The sequence below is a fragment of the Microcoleus sp. genome (assembly GCF_049646505.1).
Taxonomy (GTDB): Bacteria; Cyanobacteriota; Cyanobacteriia; order Cyanobacteriales; family Microcoleaceae; genus Microcoleus.
In genome coordinates, this window is sequence record NZ_JBARVX010000406.1 from 1 (window position 1) to 4,821 (window position 4,821).

The 4,821-nt window shown below is 47.4% G+C and carries 5 protein-coding genes; 4 read left to right on the forward strand and 1 reads right to left on the reverse strand.

What is annotated here, in order from left to right; translation table 11 throughout:
• Positions 1-127 precede the first annotated feature (127 nt).
• The 3 genes from WBA89_RS20150 (at position 128) to dtd (ending at position 2,670) form a co-directional block, all read left to right on the forward strand.
• Positions 128-529, forward strand: a complete 402-nt coding sequence (locus tag WBA89_RS20150; RefSeq protein ID WP_424408963.1) for a fasciclin domain-containing protein — start codon at positions 128-130, stop codon at positions 527-529.
• A gap of 267 nt (positions 530-796) precedes the next feature.
• Complete coding sequence (locus WBA89_RS20155; RefSeq protein ID WP_424408959.1) at positions 797-1,933, forward strand: CobW family GTP-binding protein; 1,137 nt, start codon at positions 797-799, stop codon at positions 1,931-1,933.
• A 272-nt stretch (positions 1,934-2,205) separates the two neighbouring features.
• Positions 2,206-2,670, forward strand: coding sequence for a D-aminoacyl-tRNA deacylase (dtd, locus tag WBA89_RS20160; protein WP_424408960.1), 465 nt, complete (start codon positions 2,206-2,208; stop codon positions 2,668-2,670).
• Positions 2,671-2,769: 99 nt separating this feature from the next.
• Here dtd and WBA89_RS20165 read toward each other — a convergent pair whose 3' ends face one another.
• Positions 2,770-2,991, reverse strand: coding sequence for a hypothetical protein (locus WBA89_RS20165; protein ID WP_424408961.1), 222 nt, complete (start codon positions 2,989-2,991; stop codon positions 2,770-2,772).
• Between the two features lie 219 nt (positions 2,992-3,210).
• Here WBA89_RS20165 and WBA89_RS20170 point away from each other — a divergent pair, with 219 nt between their 5' ends.
• Complete coding sequence (locus WBA89_RS20170; protein WP_424408962.1) at positions 3,211-4,458, forward strand: HetZ-related protein; 1,248 nt, start codon at positions 3,211-3,213, stop codon at positions 4,456-4,458.
• Positions 4,459-4,821 lie beyond the last annotated feature (363 nt).

Consider the following 4,821-nt stretch of genomic DNA (forward strand, 5'->3'; position numbering starts at 1 on the left):
TCCGAGAAATTTAAAAATTGCTATCTTAGTCATCAGAAAATCTGATAAAAATTCCCAAAAATTAGGTAGCTAAATTAACTTTTTAGCGCTATATTGATATACAGAATACAAAACCTAGGTGACTCACTTGGCTGATATCGTTGATACCGCCGTTTCGGCAGGCTCTTTTACAACTCTAGTTGCTGCCGTTAAAGCTGCTGGTTTAGTAGATACTCTCAAAGGCCCAGGCCCTTTCACAGTTTTCGCTCCTACAGACGAAGCTTTTGCTAAGCTTCCCGCAGGTACTGTAGATTCACTGCTTAAGGACATCCCTAAGCTCAAAAAAATCTTGACTTATCACGTCGTTTCTGGAAAAGTTATGGCTGCTGATGCGGCTAAGCTGAAATCTGCGAAGACAGTTGAAGGCTCGGAAATCAAAATTGATGCTTCCAATGGTGTCAAAATCAATGATTCTACCGTTACCAAAGCAGACGTTGCTGCTGATAATGGTGTCATTCACATCATCGATGCAGTCTTGCTTCCTGCGTAAGCACGGATTTAGATAGCGCAAAACTATCTTGAGGGCGGTGGCTATTTTTAGCCACCGCCCTGTTTTAGCTGAAATTTAAATATTGTACGTAGAAAACAGGTGACAAGCCAAGTGCCTTTGTACTGTGGGGCTGCGGGTTGATGGGTAGGTGCTGTGCCGCCCAACCCAAAAATTCTCCCAGAAACCGGGTTGACGGGCCGTTGTCCTAAATAAGATAGAATAAGAAACACAAGGAAAGTGCGATCGACATTATTTGACATTCAAGCTATGCAATCTCTAACTCAGTCCGAGACAGAACCGGCGATGGACGCTCCCAAACACGGCTTACCCGTTACCATCATTACAGGATTTCTCGGCAGCGGCAAAACAACCCTGCTCAACCACATCCTGACCAACCAGCAAGGTTTGAAAACAGCAGTTTTGGTCAATGAATTTGGCGAAATCGGCATCGACAACGAACTGATTGTCACCACCGACGACAACATGGTTGAGCTCAACAACGGCTGCATCTGCTGCACAATTAATGAAGATTTGGTAAATGCAGTTTACAAAGTTTTAGAACGTCAAGAAAACCTCGATTATCTAGTAGTAGAAACAACCGGACTCGCCGATCCCCTGCCAGTTGCTCTAACTTTTTTAGGCACAGAACTGCGCGACCTAACCCGTCTAGATTCGATAGTGACAGTAGTAGACGCGGCCAACTACAGCTTAGATTTGTTTAACTCAGAAGCAGCTTACAGTCAAATAGCTTACGGCGATATAATTATCCTCAACAAAACAGATTTGGTTGAAGAAGCAGATTTAGATTTGTTGGAAGTTAAGATTCGCGATATCAAAGAAGGTGCTCGAATTGTGCGAACAGTAAAATCGCAAGTTCCCCTACCGCTAGTCCTCAGCGTCGGGTTGTTTGAATCTGACAAATATTTCCAATCTGAGGAAACTGCTAGCAGTCACGAACATCACGAACATCACGAACATCACGAACATCACGAACATCACGACCACGGCCACAGCCACCACGACCACAGCCATCACGACCACAGCCATCACGACCATCACGACCACTCCGACCATTTAGAAAATGACGGATTCACTTCAATTTCTTTCCAAAGCGAAAAGCCGTTTTCTCTGAGAAAATTTCAATATTTCTTAGACAACCAACTGCCAACAAACGTGTTTCGCGCGAAGGGGATTATGTGGTTTGAAGAAAGTCCGAAACGGCATATTTTCCATTTGAGCGGCAAGCGATTTTCGATGGACGACGACGAGTGGAAAGGCGACGATCGCAAAAACCAGCTTGTTTTGATCGGTCAGGGTTTGGATACCGAGACTTTGCGATCGCAAATCGAAAACTGTCTCTGTATGCCTGCACCCAATCGCGGCAAAGGTTTTGGGAAAAACTAACAGTAAAATATTACTGGTTCCCCGGCCAAGAGCCGGGGAACCGATGTAAGCGAGGCTCTGCCTCTCTGGATACTTAGGAAGATAGGAGGCAGAGCCAAAGCATCTGCGTTACCAGGCCAAGAGCCTGGTAACGAGTAATTATACCAATTTCATAAAGTAGCGCTAGATATTACCCCCCCCAACCCCCCCGCGATTTCGGGGGGGCTTCGGATTTCATCCATAGCATATATGAAAGAAAAATGGTATTACCTATTACCAATTAACGATTTTCCATGCGAGTTATCATTCAGCGAGTCAAATCCTCTCAAGTCGAAGTTAACGGCGAAATTGTCGGCAAAATTGGCTGCGGACTCAACTTGCTTGTGGGTATTGCGGACACCGACACCGAAACAGAACTCGACTGGATGGCTCGCAAATGCCTGGAACTGCGTTTGTTTCCCGACACTGCCAGCGAGGGCGGCCGCTGGGACAAGTCCGTACAAGACATCGGCGGCGAGTTGCTGGTGGTCAGTCAGTTTACCCTCTACGGGGACTGCCGCAAAGGTCGGCGACCTTCCTTTGACCGATCGGCAGCTCCTGAACGAGCCGAATTTTTTTATGATAAATTTGTCGAAAAGTTGCGCCAGAGCGGCTTAAAAGTCGAAACAGGCGTGTTTGGAGCTCAGATGCAAGTTTTGATAGAGAATGACGGGCCTGTGACTTTGGTATTGGAGAGAGAATCGGCATCAATAGTTTGACAGGCCTCTCTGTACTTCTCTTCTCTTCCTTCGTGTCCTTTGCGTCTTCGCGGTTCGTTCCAAAAAATCCCTTGCGCCTTTTTCAAACAAATTTGTAGATTAACCGGGTTTCCTAACTTCTGTGGCGTAGCTTCTGAAGATAGTGCAGTTCGCTACACTCTGCCTGCTATCGATTCCAGAATCTCGATCGCCCAAAATCGGCTCAAACAGCCAGTTAGTAAATTGTCCACTCACAGGCCCCAGAATACCGTCTGTCAGAGGAGCGATCGCCATACCGGAATTACAGCTCAGAATGCTTGTACAGTCAGGCTTTAAGGACAAAAAAAACAATCTTTCACAGCCAGCGCTTAGAATCAGATTCAGCAGCCAAAAACTGTTGCATGAGAGAGTGGAACACTGACATAACTGCGATTATCTCTACTTCCCTATATTCAATGTATAGAGAGTTGAATCAGCACAGCAAGCGAAACCGCCAGCAACTGCCGCCTCGCTCTCTGACAAATGTCCTCGCACGCTGTGCGCTACCACCAGATAAACGCTATGACTGTCCAAACTGCCAACAACACCGCCAACACCGTCAACTGCAACACCGCTTCTGGCCTCAACTTCATTCCGGCTGCCTCCGACGAACAAACCGCCGAAATCAATACTGCTCCCAGCCTCGATGTTCTGGCTTTGGCTGAATTTGCCCTCCAAGAATTGGAAGCCGAAATGAAAAATCCCAGCCGCAGCGCTAGAGCGGTGGCGATGCGGATTGCTAAGGAAGTCGAACGGATTTGCCAAAAAAGCGATCGCATCCAAGTTTCCGGCGAAGTTGAAGCTTGGCAAATCACCTTAGCCGAACACCGGTTGCAAAAAACTCTGCAATTCTACCGCCTCGGTTCCAAGCAAGGCCGCGTCGAACTGCACTCTCACCTGGCATCGATGATTTACCGCCATGTTGCATCTTTCCGATCGAACTTGAACTTCCAAGCTCGCTACAACATGATTGAAGACTTTTTGCAAGGCTTTTATATCGAATCTCTGCGAGCTTTCCGCCGCGAACACCAAGTCGATGTTACCTACCAGCCCCGCACGCAGCTAGAATTGGCTGAGTACATGGCTTTCACCGAACAGTACGCCAAGCGCCAAATCGGCTTGCCCGGCCGCAACCGCCAACGTTTGATCGTGCTTCGCGCTCAAGGATTTGCTAAGGGCCAGCCACCCGAAACTGCGATCGACATTGAAATGGCTGTAGAGTCGGGCAAGGGAGAAGATGCGGAAATGTACAGCCGCTCTCCGGTGCTGCAACAAGTGCGCGAACAAATGGTTTCGGAAACTGTCGATCCGGCTGATGCTGTACTGCGCGATCGAGTAGTCGCTGAATTGATCGCTTATCTGGAAGCTCAAAATCAGCCCGAATGCGTGAATTACTTAATGTTGAAATTGCAAGACCTTTCGGCTTCGGAAATCGATCGAGTTCTCGGTTTGTCTTCCCGCCAGCGCGACTACTTGCAACAGCGGTTTAAGTACCACGTCGAAAAATTTGCCCGCACTCAAAATTGGAAACTCGTCCACGAATGGCTGGGTGCTGATGTCGATCAAAAGCTGGGAATGACTTCCGACAAATGGGAAGAATTTCGCGCAGGGCTGTTGCCCCAAATGCAGCAACTGTTAGAAATGAAGCGGAATCAAGAAAGCGACAAGGCGATCGCCACCGAGCTCAAATGCACTCCCAAACAAGTCCAAAAACGCTGGGCGCAACTGTTGGATCTGGCAAGCCAGACTCGCAACAGCAGCCAAGGCTAACGGGTGATCCAATATGAACGCAACTGTTTTCTTGAGGTCACGAAAGGCGATCGGGTGCGGCGCAATCTCCAAAATGCCCGCCCCGGCCTCCCCTGTCAAATCTCCCACAGGGGATGCTGGATTATGAAAGCTTTTGAGCTAATTAAATATATTAAAATTGCACTATTTTTGGTTAATATTTATGTTTCCCAGGCTATCCCTGGGAATTTGTTTTTGGAGTAGAAACAGGCAAGATGCCTGTTCCACAAGAAAAATTAATTTTTATTTGTTTTTGGAGTAGAAACAGGCTGTCCGGCCTGTTCCACAAGAAAAATTAATTTTTGTTTGTTTTGAGAGTAGGAACAGGCAAGATGCCTGTTCCAC

Bases quoted from the DNA above. Each gene is read 5' to 3' on its own strand.
- WBA89_RS20170 (WP_424408962.1), top strand. From the start codon at position 3,211: ATGACTGTCCAAACTGCCAACAACACCGCCAACACCGTCAACTGCAAC.
- WBA89_RS20155 (WP_424408959.1), top strand. From the start codon at position 797: ATGCAATCTCTAACTCAGTCCGAGACAGAACCGGCGATGGACGCTCCC.
- dtd (WP_424408960.1), top strand. From the start codon at position 2,206: ATGCGAGTTATCATTCAGCGAGTCAAATCCTCTCAAGTCGAAGTTAAC.